Here is a 19,086-nt window from a genome sequence, read left to right as displayed (position 1 = left end):
CCCAGGATGAGCACCGCGGACCTGGTCACCCGATACCTCGACCACCTGACCGTGGAACGCGGTTCGGCGGCCAACACGATCGCGTCCTACGCCCGTGATCTGAACCGATACCGCGAGTATCTCGAGCGGCGGGGGATCGGCGAGTTGGCAGAGGTCCGCGAAGAGGACGTCCGAGAGTTCCTGGTGCAGCTGCGGCGTGGTGATCCGGACGCCGGGATCTCCCCACTCGCCGACAGTTCGGTGGCGCGCACGCTCGTCGCGACACGTGGTTTCCATCGCTTCGCCGCTGCAGAAGGTGCCGTGGCGGGCGATGTCGCACATGCGGTGTCGCCACCGAAGGCCGCGCGTCGGCTGCCGAAATCGCTGCCGATCGACGAGGTGGTCGCGATCCTGGAATCCGCCGGCGTCGAGGACCACCCGCGTGCGCTGCGCGACCGTGCGCTCCTCGAACTGCTCTACAGCTGCGGCGCCCGCATCTCCGAGGCGATCTCGCTCGATCTGGACGATCTCGACACCGAATCGGGAGCGGTACACCTGCGGGGCAAAGGCGGAAAAGAACGCCTGGTGCCGGTCGGTGGTCCGGCGCTCTCAGCGATCGACGCCTACCTCGTCCGAGGACGTCCGGCGCTCGTCGCCCGAGGCACGCCTGCCCTGTTCTTGAACGCACGCGGCGGCCGACTGTCCCGCCAGAGTGCGTGGTCGGTGCTGGTGACGGCTGCGCAGCGGGCCGGGCTCGACAAGTCGGTGTCACCGCACACCCTCCGGCACAGCTTCGCCACCCATCTCCTCGACGGTGGCGCCGACGTCCGGGTGGTGCAGGAGCTGCTGGGGCATGCGTCGGTGACCACGACGCAGATCTACACCCTGGTGACGGTCAACACGATGCGTGAGGTGTATGCGACCGCGCATCCACGTGCGCGATGACGCCCCCGGCCGACACGGCGCCGCGCGCCCGGCGGTGCACCGTCGTGGACGGCCGACGACGCACTAGTCTGTGGTGATCGGATCGACGGCTTGATGGTCGGATCGCGGCCGAGTTCGGTCGCCGCGGCACCCAGGTCGCAGAAGATGTCGAGGACAGAGGCAGAAGGGAGCGGCGGCAGGTGAGCACCCCCAGGGCACCCCGGTCCGACGTCCGCGACGATCAGTACCGGATCCCGGTCTCACCCGGCGCCGCCGACGAGGACTCCGGCCCCGAGGCCTCCACCGGCGACATCGGCCCAACCGGTCGGCCTTATCGGCCGGTACCCGAACCCACCCAGCTCGACCGACACGGTCCCGCGACCGTGATCGCGGTGTGCAACCAGAAGGGTGGCGTCGGCAAGACCACGTCGACCATCAATCTCGGTGCGGCGCTGGCCGAATACGGTCGACGCGTCCTGCTGGTGGACCTCGATCCGCAGGGGGCGCTGTCGGCGGGCCTGGGCGTGCCGCACCACGATCTCGAGAACACGGTCTACAACCTACTGGTCCCGCCGCAGGTATCCACCGATGACGTCCTCATGCGCACCCGCGTCGACGGACTCGACCTGCTGCCCAGCAACATCGACCTGTCGGCGGCGGAGATCCAATTGGTGACCGAGGTCGGGCGCGAGCAGGCTCTCGCACGTGCCCTGCACCCGGTCACGGACCGCTACGACTACGTCCTCATCGACTGCCAACCGTCGTTGGGCCTGCTCACCGTGAACGCGCTCGCCTGCTCGGACACCGTGGTGATCCCGATGGAGTGCGAGTACTTCAGCCTGCGCGGCCTCGCGCTGCTCACCGACACCATCGAGAAGGTGCGTGACCGACTGAATCCGCGGCTCACCCTCGGTGGAATCCTGGTCACCATGTTCGATGCCCGCACGCTGCACTCGCGTGAGGTGATGGCACGCGTGGTCGAGGTGTTCGGTGAGGCCGTCTACGACACCGTGATCAGCCGCACGGTCCGGTTCCCGGAGACCAGCGTGGCGGGGGAGCCGATCACGTCGTGGGCTCCGCGCTCGGCCGGCGCGAAGGCGTACCGGGCGTTGGCACGTGAGGTCATCGCCCGCACCACTCGGCAGACATGAGCACCGGCCCACACGAACCAGGCCCGGAGCAGCCAGGTGTAGACACAGCGGAATCGGTGTCACCCGACGGATCGACCGATGAGGTCGTCGAGCCACCGGTGGTCGATGGTGGTGCAGCCGCGGTCGATTCTGACGCGCCCAGCGAGGCCGACCAGCCGGTCGATGGACAGGGCGGACACGCACACGGTGACGGCACCGACGGTGCAGACACCCAGGACGGCGATGGTCGTGCCGACCTGCCGACGAAGTTCCAGGTCAAGCTGAAGAACTTCGAGGGTCCGTTCGACCTTCTGCTCAACCTCATCAGCCAGCATCGACTCGACGTCACCGAGGTCGCGCTGCACTCGGTCACCGACGACTTCATCGCCTACACACGAGAGCTCGGGCCGGAGATGGGTCTGGAGCAGACCACCGAGTTCTTGGTCGTAGCGGCGACGCTGCTCGATCTGAAGGCCGCGCGGCTGCTGCCCTCGGGAGAGGTCGACGATCCCGAGGACCTCGCATTGCTCGAGGCGCGCGACCTGCTGTTCGCGCGGCTGCTGCAATACCGCGCCTACAAACAAGTCGCCGCGCTGTTTGGTGAGCTCGAAGCCGCTGCCCTGCAACGGTATCCGCGTGCAGTGTCGCTGGAGAAGCACTTCGAGGAGTTGCTGCCCGAGGTGTCGCTCGGGGTCGATGCCATGGGACTCGCGGAAGTGGCCGCGGCGGCACTCGCACCCCGACCGACGCCGTCGGTCGGCCTGGACCACCTGCATGCGTCGACGGTGTCGGTGCCCGAGCAGGCTCGTCGGATGGCGCGCCTGTTGGCGTCGACGACCCGTCCGTTCCTGACCTTCGGTGAACTGGTCGCCGAGTGCGAGAACGGGCTGGAGGTGGTCGGTCGGTTCCTCGGACTCCTGGAGTTGTTCCGGGAGAAGGCGATCGCCTTCGAGCAGCCCGAGGCGTTGGGGGAGTTGCGGGTGAGCTGGACAGGAGACAAGGACGTCGACGACGTCGACATCGACCGGGCGGAGGATTACGGATGAGCGGTCAGGACCCGATCGACGACACCGGCGACACCGATGAGACGTCTGCCGAGCCCGGTGGCGCCGAGGCCGCGGCCGAACTGGTCGAGGCGGTGGCGGTGGGCATCGACGACACCGCGACGCCGGCCGACGGCGTCGACCGGGAAGATCCCGACCGGGAAGATCACGACGGGGGAGTTCCCGGCAGCGAAGATCTCGACGCGGCAGCTCCTGACACGGCAGTCACCGCCACGACTGATCTCGACGACGTCGACCGCGACGCCTATGACGAATACGACGACCCGGACGATGCCGACGAGTTCCTGCAGCCGACCCCCAGCGCCGCCGAGCAGATCACCATCGACGCCGAGTCGGCGATGCGTCTCGACGATGCCGAGCTCCGATCCGCACTGGAAGCCGTGCTCTTGGTCGTCGACAGTCCGGTGAGCAGCGAGGAACTCGCCACCGCGGTGGACCAGGACCGGTTGCGCGTACACGCGATGCTCAAACAGATCAGCGTCGAGCTCACCCACGCCAACAGTGGCATCGACCTCCGCTATGCCGGCGACGGGTGGCGGTTCTACACCCGTGCCGATTTCGCACCGTATGTCGAACGTCTCCTCCTCGACGGCGCGCGGTCGAAGCTCACTCGCGCAGCGCTGGAGACCCTGGCCGTGATCGCTTATCGACAACCGGTCACACGCGCCCGCGTGAGCGCCATCCGAGGCGTCAACGTCGACGGTGTCATCCGGACCCTGGTCGCTCGTGGCCTGATCAACGAGGTGGGGACCGACGCGCAGACCACTGCGACGACCTATGGGACGACGGAGCTGTTCCTGGAGCGACTCGGACTCGCTTCGCTCGACGAACTGCCCGACCTGGCTCCTCTGCTGCCGGATGTCGACCTCATCGACGACCTCGACGAGGAACTCTCCTCGGATCCGCGATTCGCCAAACTGGCTCGTGACCGGTCAGACTCGACAGAGAACGAATCCACGTCGTCGGCGACCAGCTCGATCGCCGACGCATCCGACGATCAGGACTGATCACCATGGCATCCGCTGGCCGAGACGGCGCACCGGGACCGCGACGCAAGAAGTCGCGCTCGACCGACGACACGACGAACAAACGACAGGGCTCCACCGGGCGCCGTACCGGCGGACAGCCCGAGCACCGGCCCAAGAAGGTCCATCGCAAGGGCTCGCGACCGAATGTCGAGTCGGGCAAGGTCCGCCTCAACAACGCGAAGCCCGCAAAGCACCAGACCGTCGCCCCCTCCGTCGAGGCCGGCGCCACCTACATCGCCGACGGCGTGCGACTCCAGAAGGTCCTCGCACAGGCGGGTGTCGCCTCCCGACGCGGCGCCGAGGAACTCATCGCGGCCGGTCGGGTCGAGGTCGACGGTGAGATCGTCGTCGAGCAGGGCCTGCGCATCGACCCCGACACCGCGGTGATCCGCGTCGACGGCGCGCGCGTGATCATGGACGAGACCAAGCAGTACCTGGCGCTGAACAAGCCCAAGGGCTGGCAGTCGACCATGGCCGACGACCAGGGCCGCCCGTGCATCGGCGACATCATCGCCGAGCGCGTGATGGCCGGTCAGCGACTCTTCCACGTGGGTCGGCTCGACGCCGACACCGAAGGTCTGCTGCTGCTCACCAACGACGGCGAACTCGCGCATCGACTCATGCACCCCTCTTTCGAGGTGCCCAAGACCTACCTGGCCACCGTCAAGGGCGAGGTCGCCCGCGGCGTCGGCCGCACCCTCAAGGACGGCATCGAGCTCGACGACGGACCGGTGTCGGTCGATCGCTTCACCGTGATGGAGATCCACGAAGGCCAGTCGCTGGTCCGGATCACCCTGCACGAGGGGCGGAATCGCATCGTGCGACGGCTGTTCGAAGCGGTCGGGTACCCGGTCACCCAACTGGTCCGCACCGACATCGGTTCGGTCTCCCTGGGCGAACAGCGCCCGGGCAGCCTCCGTGTCCTCGGCAACGACGAGGTGGGCGCGCTCTACAAGGCGGTCGGACTGTGACCGGCGTGATCGCCATCGACGGACCTGCCGGAACCGGTAAGTCGAGCGTGTCCAGGCTGCTGGGGGAGCGGGTGGGAGCCCACTACCTCGACACCGGTGCGATGTACCGTGCTGCCACCCTTGCCGTCCTGCGTGCGGGCGCATCTCTCGACGACGCAGAAGCCATCGCCGACACCGTCGAACGCAGCGAGATCACGCTGATCCCGGCCGCCGACGGTGGTTCGACGGTTCTCCTCGACGGTGCGGACGTGTCCGGCCCCATCCGATCCGACGAGGTCACCGCGGCGGTCTCCGCCGTCTCGGCGGTCGCGGCGGTGCGGAGCAAGCTCGTCGCCCTGCAACGCGAACAGGCCGACGAGTCGCTCGTCGTGGTCGAGGGCCGTGACATCGGCACCGTCGTGTTCCCCGATGCCCGGGTGAAGATCTTCCTCACCGCGACTGCGCAGGCACGCGCGGAGCGACGCCACGAACAGAACCGCGCCGCAGGACGTTCCAGCGACCTGGACGAGGTGCTCGCCGCCGTGAACAAGCGCGACCACCTCGACTCGACGCGTGCCGTCTCACCGCTGCGGGCGGCCGACGACGCGATCACGGTCGACACCAGCGACCTCACCCTGGACCAGGTTCTCGACGAACTGACCGCCCTGGTCCGCTCCCGGATCGGAGTCCAGCCGTGACCGACAACCATCTCGACACCGAGTTCACCGCCCAACCCGGCGACGGAATCTGGTCCGACGAGAGCGACTGGGAGGTCGGCGATCTCGAGCTCGGCGGCGAAGCCGAAGGTGGTCTCGCCGTCCCGGTCGTCGCGATCGTCGGACGGCCGAATGTCGGGAAGTCGACCCTCGTCAACCGCATCCTGGGTCGCCGCGAGGCAGTGGTAGAGGACATCCCCGGCGTGACCCGTGACCGCGTCTCCTACGATGCGAACTGGATCGGCCGACGCTTCACCGTCGTCGACACCGGCGGTTGGGAACCCGACGCCAAGGGGCTGCAGCAGGCCGTCGCCGCGCAGGCCGAGCTGGCCATGCGTACCGCCGACGCCATCGTCCTGGTGGTCGACGCGACCGTCGGGGCGACCGCGACCGACGAAGCGGTTGCCCGGGTCCTGCGCCGGTCGAAGACCCCGGTAATCCTGGCGGCCAACAAGATCGACAGCGAGCGCGCCGAGGCCGAGGCGGCAACCCTGTGGTCGCTGGGTCTCGGTGAGCCGCATCCCGTCTCGGCCGCCCACGGCCGCGGGGCAGGCGACCTGCTGGACGTCATCCTGGAGGTGCTGCCCGAGACGCCTCGCGAGGCAACCACTCTCGGCGGACCCCGACGGGTCGCGCTGGTCGGGAAGCCGAACGTCGGCAAGAGCTCGCTGCTGAACAAGCTGGCCGGCTCAGAACGCTCGGTCGTCGACAACGTCGCCGGTACCACTGTCGACCCCGTCGACGAACTCGTCGAATTGGACGGCAAGACCTGGCAGTTCATCGACACCGCCGGTCTGCGTCGCAAGGTCCGCACGGCCAGCGGTCATGAGTACTACGCCTCGCTGCGTACCCGCTCTGCCCTTGATGCCGCAGAGGTCGCGATCCTGCTGATCGATGCCTCTGAGCCGATCACCGAGCAGGACCTCCGGGTGCTGTCGCTGATCATCGAGAGCGGTCGTGCGCTCGTGATTGCCTTCAACAAATGGGATCTCGTGGACGAGGACCGCCGACTCCGCCTCGACAAGGAGATCGACCGCGAGCTCGCGCGTGTGCCATGGGCACGTCGGGTGAACATCTCGGCGTCCACCGGACGGTCGGTGCAGAAGTTGGTCCCGGCCCTCGAGGGCGCGCTCGAGTCGTGGGATCGTCGGGTGTCGACCGGCCAGCTCAACAACTGGCTCAAGGACGTGATCGCCGCGACACCGCCGCCCTTGCGCGGTGGGCGCCAACCGCGCGTGATGTTCGCGACGCAGGCCGCCACCCGGCCGCCGACCTTCGTGCTGTTCACCACCGGATTCCTGGAGGCAGGCTACCGCCGGTTCCTCGAGCGACGCCTGCGCGAGCAGTTCGGCTTCGACGGCTCACCGGTCCGCATCAACGTCCGCGTCCGTGACAAGCGCGAGCGGCGCAAGAAGTAGCCTCTCCGACGCCGTCCGGGCGTGCCGATCGGTTGCGGGAACACGCCGCCCACCAGGCGATTGGCACGCCGGCGCGGTCGTCGGCTAGGCTCATCAACGCCCCTTTCGCGAGGGGCAACGGGCTGTGGCGCAGTTTGGTAGCGCACTTGACTGGGGGTCAAGTGGTCGCAGGTTCAAATCCTGTCAGCCCGACATTCAGGAACCCTCTCCGAACCTGCTTCGGAGGGGGTTTCGTCGTCAGTGGTCAGTGGCCCGCAGAACCTCAGTGGGCCAACAGTGGGCCAACACGCGGTGAGGTGTCAGAGCCGTGAAGTAGCTTGCAGCAATGGCAAAGCAGCAGCGCATCGAGCGTTCTGGCCCGATGGCAGGCCACGTCAAGCAGGGAAGACGGGTCTATGCTCCGCCGATGATCGCGCTAGGCGTTGAAGTGGGTGATTGGGTCCGAGACGACGTGCCGGACCTCCTGTGGCCGGTTCTTGTCATGGCAGACACAGGACCTAACCGCGTGATGGATTTTGTCCGCTGGCAAAAGTCGGTGATTGCTGACGTGGGGGACGCCGTGCCGCCCAAGGAGTTGGCCAGGGCGATAGACGGACGTCTTACCAGCCTGGATGCTGTGTTTGGTTCGCACCCGGCGCTGATGGAGAGTGCGCGTGCGCGTGCACATGAGCACGGCCTGCTACCTGAAGCAGTCGTTGGTGTGCTCCGGGTCTACCCCGATGCTCCGGCGCGGTGGCTGATCGGTACTGATACCGAACCGGCCACCCAGACGGGCGTGAACCTGTTGTCAAGGGGCCTCCTTGAGGTCATCGGCGAAGGGCACTGGGAGGCGTTAGTGAAGTGCCTAACCATCTGGGGCATGGTCCAGGTCGGCGTTTTCAAGACCTCTGACTCAGCGATGATTGAAGTCCTCAGGAAGTTCCCCAACGATCCGGAAACTAGGGCGCGAGCAGAGGCGGTGGTGCGAGCTTCCTGGGGCTCTTTTCGCGGGCTTAACCAGAGCGAGGACCCTGAATACTATGACCAGTCGATCCGCTGGGCACGCCAGTTCTGGGGCGTGAACTCGATCATCACCGCGTGCGTCCGTGAGCGATCTTTGAAGGGAGCAGAGGAGACGAAGCCTGCCAATGACGCCGCCCCTGGCGGCGAAGACCCGCCAGCTCCGGGCGGCTACAGCGATCAGCCGGAGGACAAGAGGCAGCTAGCTATGGATTTGGCTAGCAGTTTCGCTGAAGCAATCGAGACTGCGCCACAACATCTTCACGACCCGGCGCGACAGGAGGTGACATCCGGTCTGGTCATGCGAGCGGCGCGTGAAGTTATCGCAGTCCTTGGAAGCCCAGACCTGTGGTGCTTCGAGTTCGGTGCACATGTTGGTCGGACGCTCGTGGAGGTCCGGATCTACATCGAGTGGATGGCGCTCCAAGACCATTCGATGTACCGCACCTACCAAGAATATGGGGAGGGTAAGGCCAAGCTTAATGCGCTTATAGCCGAAGAGTTGCCAGACTGCTACAAGACTCCGGCGGTGCGTGAATCTATTGATGCGGTGGCCGCGCTCAGCCACAATGACTCGGGAATCGACCTGCGAACAGTCGATACTCGGGACACCTTCGCTGGGGTGTCTCTCAGGAAAATGGCGGAGGAAGCAGGTCTACTGGATTACTACCGGCATGCCTATACCGTGGCGAGCGGAGTGACGCACTCTGAGTGGTGGTCGGTCGAGATGCACGCAATGGAACGATGCATGAACATCCTGCATCGGGGGCATCTGATCCCCAGCCTTTCGTTGCCGGTGGGTGCGGACGTTGCTCTGGCCGATTCGTGGATCGGTACTCTGAACGCTCTGATGCGGCGCAGCCTCGACCTGCTGGGTACTGATACGGCTGCTGTTGAGGCGGCGTTTGCGTGGACGAACGGCGATGAGGTGACGAACCCGGAGCAGAATTGAGCAAGGTCGAGGGGACCGGTGGTCCTCATTTTGCCGCTGACCCGAACAGTGACGCGCCCGCCGCGCGCAGCTCATCGGCCTTCGCGTCGGGGTAGATCGATAACGAGACCGCCGGATCGTGGCCGTGCCATCCGGCCACGATGTGCACCGGGATACCTCGGTCGAGCATGAGCGTGACCGATGTGTTGCGGAGCCCGTGGAGCTTGATACGACGCAGACCGGCGCGGGCACGGAGCCGGTGGAACTCGTCGGAGTACCAGTCGGGAGCGACGGGTGAGCCGTCCTCGCGGGAGGCCACCAGCCGGTCCTCGTCCCACGGCACACCGATGGCAAGAACCTCCTCCTTCTGCCTGGTCTTGAGAGCGCGCAGGGCCTCGATCAGCTCGGCGGGCATCGGCAACTCCCAGCGGGACCGGCGCGACTTGGGCGCGCCCTCGATGGTCTCGGTCCCGACGGTCACGCGGCCCCGACGCACATGGAGCGCCTCCCCTTCGATAGCTGACCACCGAAGGCCGAGTACTTCTGACCGCCGGAGTCCGTAGCAACTCAGCAACCAGCAGGCGAAAAGCCTGTCATCGCGGACAGACTCGCGGAAACGCTGGGCCTCGGCCACAGTCCACGACTTCGCCGTGGTCTCGGAATTCGGCTCCGCGTCGTCCTCATCGACATCGGCGTCGGCGGGCCGCTCGACCAGGGCGGCGACGTTGCGCGGCAGCACACCCTGGTCGACGTAGGACTGCACCACCGCAGTGAAGGCGGTGAGCGTCGCACGCACCGTGATCGGCCCTGAGAGCCCCGTGGACGGCCCAGAACCGGCCTGGGGACCTCGCGAGAGGTCGGGATGTGTTGCCGTGCAACGGGTATGGGTCGAATCTCAATCCTGTGGGCTGCTTGGGCCGGTATGTTCGCCAGATGACTGAGAATCGAACCACGAAAGCATGGCTCGACGGCGAGGGGTACGAGCTGACAGTTGCGGCCGAACAGTTCCGGACCGGGGACACCAGGGTCGTTCGCGAAGGCGAGCGGCACTACCTGACCGATCCCGCTCTCGATTCATGCCCGGCCGATGCGCTGGTGGACACCGCCACGCCGATCGTCCAGCGCGTCAACGCCGTGTGTCGCATGGCTGATTCTGGGTTTAGATCACTCGCACTGGCGGGCAATTTTGCTCACTCTGACGGTGCCGTCACGAATGCGGTCGCAAGAGCGGAAATCAGGGCGCGAGCTTTCGCCGGTGTCGTAGTGACTACCCGCGGTGGGACGGTTCAGCCGCCCGGGCCTTCCGCGGCGCAGAGGCTTGCGACAGCAGCAGCGGCCGACTCCGAGGTTGCGGCCATCGTCGCGATTATGGGCAGCGGTGGCGGGCAACTGGGGTGGGTGGACTTGTGGAAGGTTTACGAGCACGTCCGGAAGTACGCCAATCAATCCGCGCCGAGTGGCAAAGGGAAGGCGATTGTTCGGATCGGTTGGGCTACGACGCAGGAGGTCGAGGACTTCGAGGCGTCCGCGAATCATCCGCAGTTGAGCGGGCCGGAGGCGCGTCACGCATACCGATCGAGCTCACCGTCAGGAAACAAAATAGAGCTTCGCGAGGGACGCGACCTGATCAATCGACTAGTCCGTTCGGTGGTCGACGACGTCCTGTGAGCATGGTGGACGCAGCGACCGCAGTGACCGCACCTTGGAACGAGGATCGGTGGACGTAGCAGTTCGCGCGGCCTGCTCGATGACACTGACCAGAGCGCGCAGCGTCAACGAGAGCCAGACCGCACAGACCGCACACAGACCGCAGAGTTTCGAATATCGGTTGAAAGACGGTGAAACTCCCCGACAGAGAAATTGAGTATCATCCCAGTTCAGAAGGCATATATCGCGAAACGCTGAAAGATCGAGAAAGCCCAGGACGGAGCGAACTACATAACTGGGGGTCAAGTGGTCGCAGGTTCAAAACCTGTCAGCCCGACAACCCAGAGGCCCTCTCCGTCATCAGGAGAGGGCCTCTGGTCGTCTCCGGGTACGTCTCGCTGTCAGCGCGGTCCGTGGCGCAGAAGTCCGTACATCGCGGCCCGGTAGCCGCGGCGGGTGGTGTCGAGTCCTGTGTCTCGAGAGAATCCCGGGTCCTGAGCCATTGCTGTCAGTAGTCACTGACACACTCCTCATACGATTTCAGAGGAGGGGGTCATTGAAATGATTCAAGTTTGCGGGTGCCAGCCTCAGGCATCGCATAAGTTCCCATTCTGCCCAGTGTGCAGGGGAGCCACCAGAGGAGACGAGCTGGGCCAGCGACAGAATCTGACTAACGGCCTCGCTTTCCAGGCCGGAGGAAACCTCGATGTCTCGGGCACCGTTGTCGGGGGAAACTACGTCGCACCCGACAACTTCGGCTACCGCGAGATGGAGATGTCGCGAACCAAGGTACGGAAGGCGTGGTTGCCAGACAGTTGGCTGGCAGTCGCAGCCTCCGCCGCAGCGGTGATCGGTTTGTTTGTCAATTTCCGCGCGGATCTGCGGTTATGGCCAGCTTGGCTGAGCCTGCTCTTGATCGCTGTGGTGGCAGCTGGCGGCCTGGTGCTGGTCGTGCGTCTGCAAATGGCTCGGACGGGTGCGATGCCTTTCTTCAGGAGAGTTTTTGAGAAGGGACCGGGTGGCACGATTTACACCTCCACACCCGCCGGTTCGTGTCCGCAGTGTGGAAGACGAATGAAGATGCGACGCATCTGTAGGGGCGAGAACCATGCCTATGCGTGGGTCTGCGGCAGCGGTATCTCTCGACATGACCTTTGGTTCGATCCAACCGAGTTCAACAAGATTGCGTGGTAAGGCGCAATCTCGTCGGTGAGGACTGACTGAACTTCTTGGATGCGCGAGCGGAGGCGTGTGGGTGTTATCGCTGCAATCACTCGCCACATGATCGTGGTAGTTGGAATCTCGCATCACCACCGAGTGAGAGTGCAATTGCCGGAGGACGCACTTCGGCCGAGTCATGGCACGCCCTGGCCGCGAAGTGTCAATCGGTCGCCTCGCCCCGCCACGAGTGAGTCTGCCGACCCCCGGCCGCGATGGGTCAGTGGTTGACGCGCAGTCGTCTCGCTGTCAGCGCGGTCCGTGGCGCAGATGTCCGTACATCGCGGCCCGGTATCCGCGGGTGTAGCTCGGTTCGTCATCGTCCTCGGGCGGCGGGCACGCCAGGATCCGGGACGCGTGGTGATGCGCCCACGTGCAGGGCATGCGGTCCAGTTCGCCGGCGGCATCGACGAAACCCTGCTGGAACAGGTCGGGATCGAGATGTTCGTCGAGGTCGGCATCGTAGATGGGAAACGACGTCGGTAGGCGGGTGACGATGCCGTACTCGGTGACGATGTCGAGCTCGGGCAGCTCCGGTTCGTGGGGTGTCATCCGACCGAACGTCCCTCGGCGAGAGTGCGGTAGAGCGTCGCACGGCTCACGCCCAGAGCACGTGCGATCGCCGGGACGGGGTCGCCGGCAGCACGCATCCGTCGAGCCTGCTCGATCTGCTCGGGATCGAGCGCACGGGGACGGCCGATATGGGAGGACGCTGATCTGACGCGGGATCCGCTGTGCCGCGGTCGTCGACGTCGGCGGCGCTCGTCGTCGAGTTCGCCCAGCGATGCCAGCACCGCGACGATCATCGCCCCGCCCGGATCGTCGGTGTCGATACCTTCGCGCAGCGATCTGAGACCGATCCTGCGATCGGCGAACTCGCGGGCCGCGGCCATCACCTCGTCGACAGTGCGGCCGAGCCGATCGATGCCGGTGACGACCGCGGTGTCGCCGGGGCGCGCATAGTCGAGCAACGCGGTCATGCCGGGACGCTGGTCCGGGGGAGGGCCGTCGTCGAACACGTCGGTGTAGATGCGATTGGGGGCGACGCCGACCTCGGTCAGTGAATCGATCTGCGGGGCCAGTGTGTCGGTTCCGACGCCCTCCCGCGCGTAGCCGAGTGCCATTCCCGTGGAGCCCGGGGGCGCATCCGATGTCATACGCGAAACTGTATCTCAAAAAAGTGAGTTCTTCGATACGAGACACGCGGTTGACTTATGAGATCAGCTGGCGGCAGTCCGATTGCTGTAACTGGCTGTCAACTGCTGATCTGGCGGGATACTCGTCGCCTTCGGGTGTCGCAAAATGGGTACTTCAGTGATACGCAACGGGTCAGCATTGTGAGACGGATCGGGCGTGACCCGGCAGTCGTGAGACGCGTGGCCGTGAGACGACAAACCGGGTGGAGCCACCGACATCGGCAGCGCCACCCGGCGTGGTCAGGCAACACTCAGTGCAGTCGGACTCGGCTCACTCGAGGACGAAGACCGGGATCTGGCGATCGGTCTTGGTCTGGTACTCGGCGTACTGGGGGAAGGCGGCGACGGCGAGTTCCCACCAGTGCGCACGCTCGTCGCCGTCGACCACACGGGCGGTCTTCTCGGATACGGTATCGCCGTCCTGCACGGTGACCTGCGGATTCGCGACCACGTTGTGGTACCAGGACGGGTGACTGGGATCTCCGCCCTTGGAGGCGACCATCGCGTAGCGGCCGTCTTCCTCGACGCGCATCAACGGCACGTAGCGCTTCTTGCCCGACTTCGCCCCGACGGTGGTGAAGAGCACGATCGGACGACCGAGGACCTTCACGCCGTCGGTGGTTCCAGTCGCCAGGATCTTCTCGGTCTGTTCACGTACCCAGTCGGTCGGACTCAACTCTGCGGATTCACTCATGCTCGGTCCAACCGGCACGCCGAACGCGCTGTTCCCGCCCTGGGGATCTCGAGGGATACGTCGCTGGTCATGATGCCGCGCCTCTCGCGACCGGCGCGGACGCGCGACGCAGGCGCACGAACAGGACGGAAATCACCTCGTGAGGAGCTCGCCGAGCGCAGTGAGCAACCCTTCGGTTCCTTCACGCCGTCCCTCACCGTCGTCCAGTCCATCCAGGTGGATGCCGTGTTCGGTGTGGGTGAATCGGGTGCCGGTGGCGATGCCCTCGAACTCGAATGACGCGACCGAGGTCGAGATGTGCGCACCGTCGAGCCACATGTCGTATGACGTGATGATCCGGACGTTCTCGACGATGTCGGTGTAACGCGCGACGTATCGGGACACTGTTCCGCCGTGGAATGTGCCCTCGGCTACGTCGCGACCGCCCACCCGGAAGTCGTGCTGCCACTCGCCGGGTGTCCACACCGCGCCCCCGCCGAACCACTCGCGCTTCTGATCCTCGTCGGCAAAGGCGGACCAGACACTGCCGACCGGGACCGGATAGTCGCGAGTGAGAGTGAAACCGCTATGGGCAACGGTCTTTTCGGCGGCGTCGGAGCCGGTGGCGGGAGTGCCCATGGTCGTGTCCTATCGGCTGAACGTGAGGTGGGTGGTTCCACTGGGCGCCGACACAGAGGTGGCGCGATAACCCTCTTCGAAACCGCGGAGGTCATCCCACAGTCGAATGCCGCGCCCGAGCAGGATCGGCGCGATGGCGACGTGGAGTTCGTCGACCAGTCCGGCACGGAGGAACTGTCGGACCGTCGTCGGTCCGCCGCCGATGCGCACGTCGCCACCGTCGGCGGCGGCCACCGCAGTGTTCAAGGCATCCTGCGCGTCGGCATCGATGAAGTGGAAGGTGGTGCCGCCCTTCATCGGTATCGGTTCACGAGGAGTGTGCGAGAGAACGAACACGGGGCACCGGAACGGGGGCTCATCTCCCCACCAGCCGCGCCAGTCGGGGTCGTCGGCATTGGCGTGCAGCCCGAACATGGCCGCCCCCATGATTTCCGCACCGATCTCGTCGAAGTACCGGGACGCGAAGTCGTCGTCGACGCCGGTCGTCCCCGCGCCGGAGGTGTCCCCGAGAACGCGTGATCGGAAGGTGCGGGTCGACACGTACGCGTCGGTCAGCCGACCCCAGTCCTCTCCGAACGGCTTCTCCGGCGTCTGATCGGTGGTGGTGGCGAAGCCATCCAGAGAGATGTTGAGGTCTACGCGGACGCGAGTCATGTCGGGTTTCCCTTCGGTCGGTGTCGGGCGAGATGGATGCCCAGGCGATCGGCCTGGCGTTCGGCTGATGTGCGGTGCTGGTCGAGCCACAGATGTAGTACGTCGAATGCGCTGGGGCGGAGGCTGACCGTCCGCACCCGTCCATCTTTCTCCGAGGTGATCACACCCGCGTCCTCCAGGATGGCGAGGTGCTGGATCAACGCCGGCAGTGTCATGGAGAACTGCGCGGCGAGATCGGACACCGCTGCGGGTCGCCGCGAGAGTCGTTCCACCGTTTCTCGCCGCGTCGGATGCGCCAGCGCGCGGAGCACGACGTCGACGTCGGACTGATACTTAGGCATTTACTTAAGTGTTTCGCTCGGTGTCGCGCTTGTCAACGGTGGGAACCAAAACTGCGGTGGCGTCAGTCCGCCCTGTCGTGACAGCGGTTGTCACGGATCGGGCGTCGGATTCCGATTCGCCTGCAGTGCAACGGGGCGCCGGATCATGAGATACCCCAGATAGATCGCCCCGAGCCCGATCAGCCCGACGACGATGATCAACGGCACCCGGGCCGACGCCGGCGCGAGGAGGACCGTCACCGCGGCCACCGTCCAGATCAGCGCGGCCACCGCGACCGGCACCTCCCATCGCCCGAGATCGAAGGCACCTGTCGTGGTGTCGAGGCGCCGACGGACGACGAGATAGAGAACGACGATGAGACCGTAGGTGATGGCGGGAAACAGGGTTCCCGACGTGATCAGCTCGATGAGTGCGTCGCCAGGGATCACAACCAATGTGAGGATTCCGATGACGAGGGGGAGCAGGGTGGCCGCGACCGGGGTCCTGGTCCGCGGGTGCACGATCCGAAACAGACGGTGGCCGGGGAATCGGCCGTCTCTCGACATCGCGAAGACGATGCGGGCGCAGGATGTCATGGTGACCATCCCGCCGCCGAAGAAAGCAACTGCGATGACGACCAGCAGGATGCGCTCTGTCGGATGTCCGAGTTGGTCGCCCAGGATGCTCGCCACCGGCGAACCGCTGGCAGTCACCTTCGCGACATCGTCGATGGCGACAGTCAGCGCGATGAGGAACAGGAAACCAAGGATGCCGGCCGCGACCACCGAGCCCACGATCGCGCGCGGGACGCTCCGGTGCGGATCCTTGGCCTCTTCCGCCATCGACGCGGCGGAATCGAAGCCGACGAGAGTCGCGAGTCCCACGATCATCGACGCCATCAGTCCGCCACCGAAGGCAAAGTAGTCCGGCGCATCGGCGGTCACACCGCGGGAAGTCAGGTTGTCCAGCGTTCCGTGGCCGGTGAGGGCGACAGCCACCGACAGCGCGACCACCAGCACCACGACGATCGTCAGCTCGACGACGACCGCCACCGAGTTCAGTACCCCGACGATCCAGGTCGACGCGATGGCGATGGCCGCCTGCACTGCCAGGATGATCACGGTGATCACCCGCGAGACGACTTCATCGGGAGGCATGCCGAAAAGGGGCATCAGGCACTGACTCGCCATTGCACTGTCGATGGCGAGGAGTCCGGTGATCAGATAGCAGAACGTCAACCACCCGAAGCCCCAACCGATTCGAGGGTCGGTGAGTCGGGACGCCCATTGATACGACGAACCGCTGAGGGGGATGCGCGCAGCGAACTGCGCGATCACCAACGCCACCAATAGTTGGCCGACCAATGCGACCGGCCACGTCCAGATGCCCACCGGACCGGCCGAGGTGAGGAGGTCGTCATAGGTGCCGAAGATCCCGACCGCCACCGATATGAACGCAAAGGACACCGCGAACACCTGGAATGAACCCAGCGACCGACGGAGTTGAGGACGGTAGCCGAACTCGGCAGACATCTCGGTGTCGTCAGCTCTCGATGTGTGATCGCCCATGGGCACTCCGATCGCCGACTGCCGCAACCGTAATGCGGATGACTCTCTCGGGTGGGGCGAATCGGCGGTCTGGCGTCGGCTGCTGATCGAGCTGCGGGCCGGTCGAGCGGGCGCTCTCGATGAATGTCCTCCTGATCGACGTCGCGTTCGATGGCGAACGCGTTCATTCAGAGGGATGTGCGAGGTCGCGGGATCGGCGGATCGAATCGTTCGGGGCGTCGACGGAAGGTGCTCTTCGTCGACCGTGCGCTCCGATCCGTTGACCGTGCGCTCGGATTCGCCGATCGTGCGCTCCGATCCGTTGACCGTGCGTGAGAGATGCACCCCCGTGGAGTCTGCATGTCGGCGCAGCGGTGTTCGGACTTCTGGCACGTGAGTGCGGCGCGGTGTGGTTGGTGCACAGCGTGATCCACTGAGGTGTCAGTTGTGCGGTTCGCAGTGGCCGAGAGTCGTCGGCGGACGAATTTGTCGGTGGGCCGGGATAGTGTTCTGGGTAGATGATGGAAGCTATGAGGAGATGATGTTCATGGCTTTCGACAAGCCGCCAACCACCACACTGTCACCGCCGCCGGATGCGCGATCCGCTGCGGTGCAGTCGGATTCGGTCGATGATTTGGTGGCTGCCTACGGTGAGCTCGATGCGGTGTTGGATCGGATTGCTGAACTGTCGGCCGATCGGTGCACCGATGTCGAAGTGGTTGCGCTGGCGAAAGCCAACGAGGTCGCGGGTCGGCGGATCGCCTCGCTCGGGCATCGCCGATTGATGGACGTGTCCGATCGTGATGCGTGGCGGCTGACCGGTGCGGCGACGATGCGAATGTTTGTGGCCAACCATCTGGGTGTGCCCGATGTGAAACGACGCCTCGACCACGCTGCGGCCTTGTCGGAGACCTACACGATCACCGGACTCCAGCAGCCACCGGAACTGTCGGCAACCGCGGATGCACTAGCCGAAGGTGCGATCGCACCCGAACACGTGTCGGTGATCCTCGACATCACCAACCGCATCCCGGCGAGTGTGGAAATCGATGATCACGTGGCCGCCGAGGTCGCGCTAGCTGAACACGCACGCACGCTGTCGCCCAGCGCGTTACGCCAGGTGGGCGTCAGATTGCTCGCGCACCTCGATCCTGATGGTGAACTCACCGACGACCATGATCGCGCCCGGCAGCGGTCGATGACCCTGTCGCGCCAAGATGCGCAACTGATGTCCAAACTGACCGCCACCCTCGATCCGGTGACCCGAGCGATGCTGGATGTGGTGTTGGCGAAGTGGGCGGCACCGGGGATGAACAACCCCGACGACCCGAACTCACCATCGGGCAGCATCGATGACGCCGATCCCGACTCCGAGGTAATCAAGGATGCAGCGCAACGGGATTCACGATCCCAAGGCCAGCGCAACCATGACGCTCTGAATGCTCTCCTGAAGTGTGTTCTCGAGGGCGGAGCTTTGGGTGGGAGTCATCGTGGGCTGCCGCCCCAGTTGATCATCTCCATCACCGAAACCCAACTCCGCGAATCAGCCGGTCTCGGTGTGACCGCCACCGGTGCTGATCTGCCGTGGCGCGACGTCGTCGAACTCGCCGCCAAAGCGGACCCGCACCTGGCGGTGTTCGCTGATCACACCGAAGAAGTCCTGTACTTCGGGCGTGCTCGCCGCACCGCATCCCGCGCCCAACGCATGGCCCTGTTCGCCCGAGATCGTGGCTGCACCGCACCCGATTGCGACCAACCGGCAATGCATTCCGAAGCCCACCACCTGATCGACTGGGCCGAAGGTGGACGGACCGACATCGACGACCTCGGCGTGGCCTGCCCGAAACACAACCGCGCCGCCGGCCCACGCCGAGACCAATGGACCACCCGACTCGACCGCGCCACCGGACGCGTCACCTGGACACCACCAGCAACTAGCGAGCCGACAAACGGCCCACCAGAACCACGGATCAACAACCGCCACCACCCCGACCGTGTACTCGTCTGCACCCGACGACCGAAACCGGGATGACCGGCATGCGAGGCGTGCCA

General features: G+C 65.4%; 18 protein-coding genes and 1 tRNA gene. 11 read left to right on the top strand and 8 right to left on the bottom strand.

The genetic code is table 11. From position 1 onward, the window contains the following. Positions 1-6: 6 nt before the first annotated feature. From xerD to GS4_RS17765, 9 genes are all read left to right on the top strand, one after another. Positions 7-924 (top strand): site-specific tyrosine recombinase XerD, encoded by a 918-nt coding sequence (gene xerD, locus GS4_RS17805; protein ID WP_007623113.1) that lies wholly within the window; start codon positions 7-9, stop codon positions 922-924. Positions 925-1,103: 179 nt separating this feature from the next. Further along, a complete protein-coding gene (locus GS4_RS17800) occupies positions 1,104-2,054 on the top strand; it encodes a ParA family protein (RefSeq protein WP_007623112.1) in 951 nt (316 codons plus the stop codon). 98 nt (positions 2,055-2,152) lie between these two features. Further along, positions 2,153-3,079 (top strand): segregation and condensation protein A, encoded by a 927-nt coding sequence (locus GS4_RS17795; protein ID WP_007623111.1) that lies wholly within the window; start codon positions 2,153-2,155, stop codon positions 3,077-3,079. 356 nt (positions 3,080-3,435) lie between these two features. After that, the gene (scpB, locus tag GS4_RS17790) at positions 3,436-4,104 is read left to right on the top strand and encodes an SMC-Scp complex subunit ScpB (RefSeq protein WP_051989769.1); all 669 of its coding nucleotides are present in this window, start codon (positions 3,436-3,438) and stop codon (positions 4,102-4,104) included. A gap of 5 nt (positions 4,105-4,109) precedes the next feature. Continuing rightward, on the top strand, positions 4,110-5,096 hold the full coding sequence (locus GS4_RS17785; protein ID WP_007623109.1) for a pseudouridine synthase: 987 nt from the start codon (positions 4,110-4,112) through the stop codon (positions 5,094-5,096). Further along, a complete protein-coding gene (cmk, locus tag GS4_RS17780) occupies positions 5,093-5,773 on the top strand; it encodes a (d)CMP kinase (RefSeq protein WP_007623108.1) in 681 nt (226 codons plus the stop codon). Before GS4_RS17785 ends, cmk begins: the two co-directional genes overlap by 4 nt. After that, a complete protein-coding gene (gene der / locus GS4_RS17775) occupies positions 5,770-7,209 on the top strand; it encodes a ribosome biogenesis GTPase Der (protein ID WP_007623107.1) in 1,440 nt (479 codons plus the stop codon). Before cmk ends, der begins: the two co-directional genes overlap by 4 nt. A 118-nt stretch (positions 7,210-7,327) precedes the next feature. Further along, positions 7,328-7,401, top strand: a tRNA-Pro gene (locus GS4_RS17770). A gap of 133 nt (positions 7,402-7,534) precedes the next feature. Further along, positions 7,535-9,160: a DUF5677 domain-containing protein gene (locus tag GS4_RS17765; RefSeq protein WP_007623106.1), complete on the top strand. Its 1,626-nt coding sequence runs from the start codon at positions 7,535-7,537 to the stop codon at positions 9,158-9,160. A gap of 25 nt (positions 9,161-9,185) precedes the next feature. On the opposite strand, the gene GS4_RS17760 is transcribed toward GS4_RS17765, so the two are convergent. Next, a complete protein-coding gene (locus GS4_RS17760) occupies positions 9,186-9,935 on the bottom strand; it encodes a tyrosine-type recombinase/integrase (protein WP_007623105.1) in 750 nt (249 codons plus the stop codon). Between the two features lie 137 nt (positions 9,936-10,072). Between GS4_RS17760 and GS4_RS17755 the strand changes: the two genes are divergently transcribed. Then, on the top strand, positions 10,073-10,807 hold the full coding sequence (locus GS4_RS17755; RefSeq protein ID WP_007623102.1) for a hypothetical protein: 735 nt from the start codon (positions 10,073-10,075) through the stop codon (positions 10,805-10,807). A gap of 1,446 nt (positions 10,808-12,253) precedes the next feature. Here GS4_RS17755 and GS4_RS17750 read toward each other — a convergent pair. The 7 genes from GS4_RS17750 to GS4_RS17720 all read right to left on the bottom strand — a co-directional run bounded on the left by GS4_RS17750 (position 12,254) and on the right by GS4_RS17720 (position 17,055). Then, positions 12,254-12,556, bottom strand: a complete 303-nt coding sequence (locus GS4_RS17750) for a hypothetical protein (RefSeq protein ID WP_007623098.1) — start codon at positions 12,554-12,556, stop codon at positions 12,254-12,256. Continuing rightward, complete coding sequence (locus GS4_RS17745) at positions 12,553-13,128, bottom strand: recombinase family protein (RefSeq protein WP_040510982.1); 576 nt, start codon at positions 13,126-13,128, stop codon at positions 12,553-12,555. The genes GS4_RS17750 and GS4_RS17745 overlap by 4 nt, the downstream gene beginning before the upstream one ends. A gap of 343 nt (positions 13,129-13,471) precedes the next feature. Then, complete coding sequence (locus tag GS4_RS17740) at positions 13,472-13,894, bottom strand: nitroreductase family deazaflavin-dependent oxidoreductase (RefSeq protein WP_007623092.1); 423 nt, start codon at positions 13,892-13,894, stop codon at positions 13,472-13,474. 132 nt (positions 13,895-14,026) lie between these two features. Next, positions 14,027-14,512 carry an SRPBCC domain-containing protein gene (locus GS4_RS17735; protein WP_007623087.1) on the bottom strand — a complete coding sequence of 162 codons (486 nt, stop codon included), beginning with the start codon at positions 14,510-14,512 and terminating at the stop codon, positions 14,027-14,029. 9 nt (positions 14,513-14,521) lie between these two features. Further along, a complete protein-coding gene (locus tag GS4_RS17730) occupies positions 14,522-15,166 on the bottom strand; it encodes a dihydrofolate reductase family protein (RefSeq protein ID WP_007623085.1) in 645 nt (214 codons plus the stop codon). Continuing rightward, positions 15,163-15,507 carry an ArsR/SmtB family transcription factor gene (locus tag GS4_RS17725; RefSeq protein WP_007623083.1) on the bottom strand — a complete coding sequence of 115 codons (345 nt, stop codon included), beginning with the start codon at positions 15,505-15,507 and terminating at the stop codon, positions 15,163-15,165. The genes GS4_RS17730 and GS4_RS17725 overlap by 4 nt, the downstream gene beginning before the upstream one ends. 90 nt (positions 15,508-15,597) lie before the next feature. Beyond that, positions 15,598-17,055 carry an APC family permease gene (locus GS4_RS17720; RefSeq protein WP_051989767.1) on the bottom strand — a complete coding sequence of 486 codons (1,458 nt, stop codon included), beginning with the start codon at positions 17,053-17,055 and terminating at the stop codon, positions 15,598-15,600. Positions 17,056-17,581: 526 nt separating this feature from the next. Here GS4_RS17720 and GS4_RS17715 point away from each other — a divergent pair. After that, positions 17,582-19,066: an HNH endonuclease signature motif containing protein gene (locus GS4_RS17715; protein WP_245555751.1), complete on the top strand. Its 1,485-nt coding sequence runs from the start codon at positions 17,582-17,584 to the stop codon at positions 19,064-19,066. The last annotated feature ends 20 nt before the right edge of the window (positions 19,067-19,086 follow it).

This window comes from Gordonia soli NBRC 108243, assembly GCF_000334455.1.
Taxonomy (GTDB): Bacteria; Actinomycetota; Actinomycetes; order Mycobacteriales; family Mycobacteriaceae; genus Gordonia; species Gordonia soli.
Note: the sequence above shows the minus strand (reverse complement) of the source record. Positions and strands in the feature narration are given on the sequence as shown.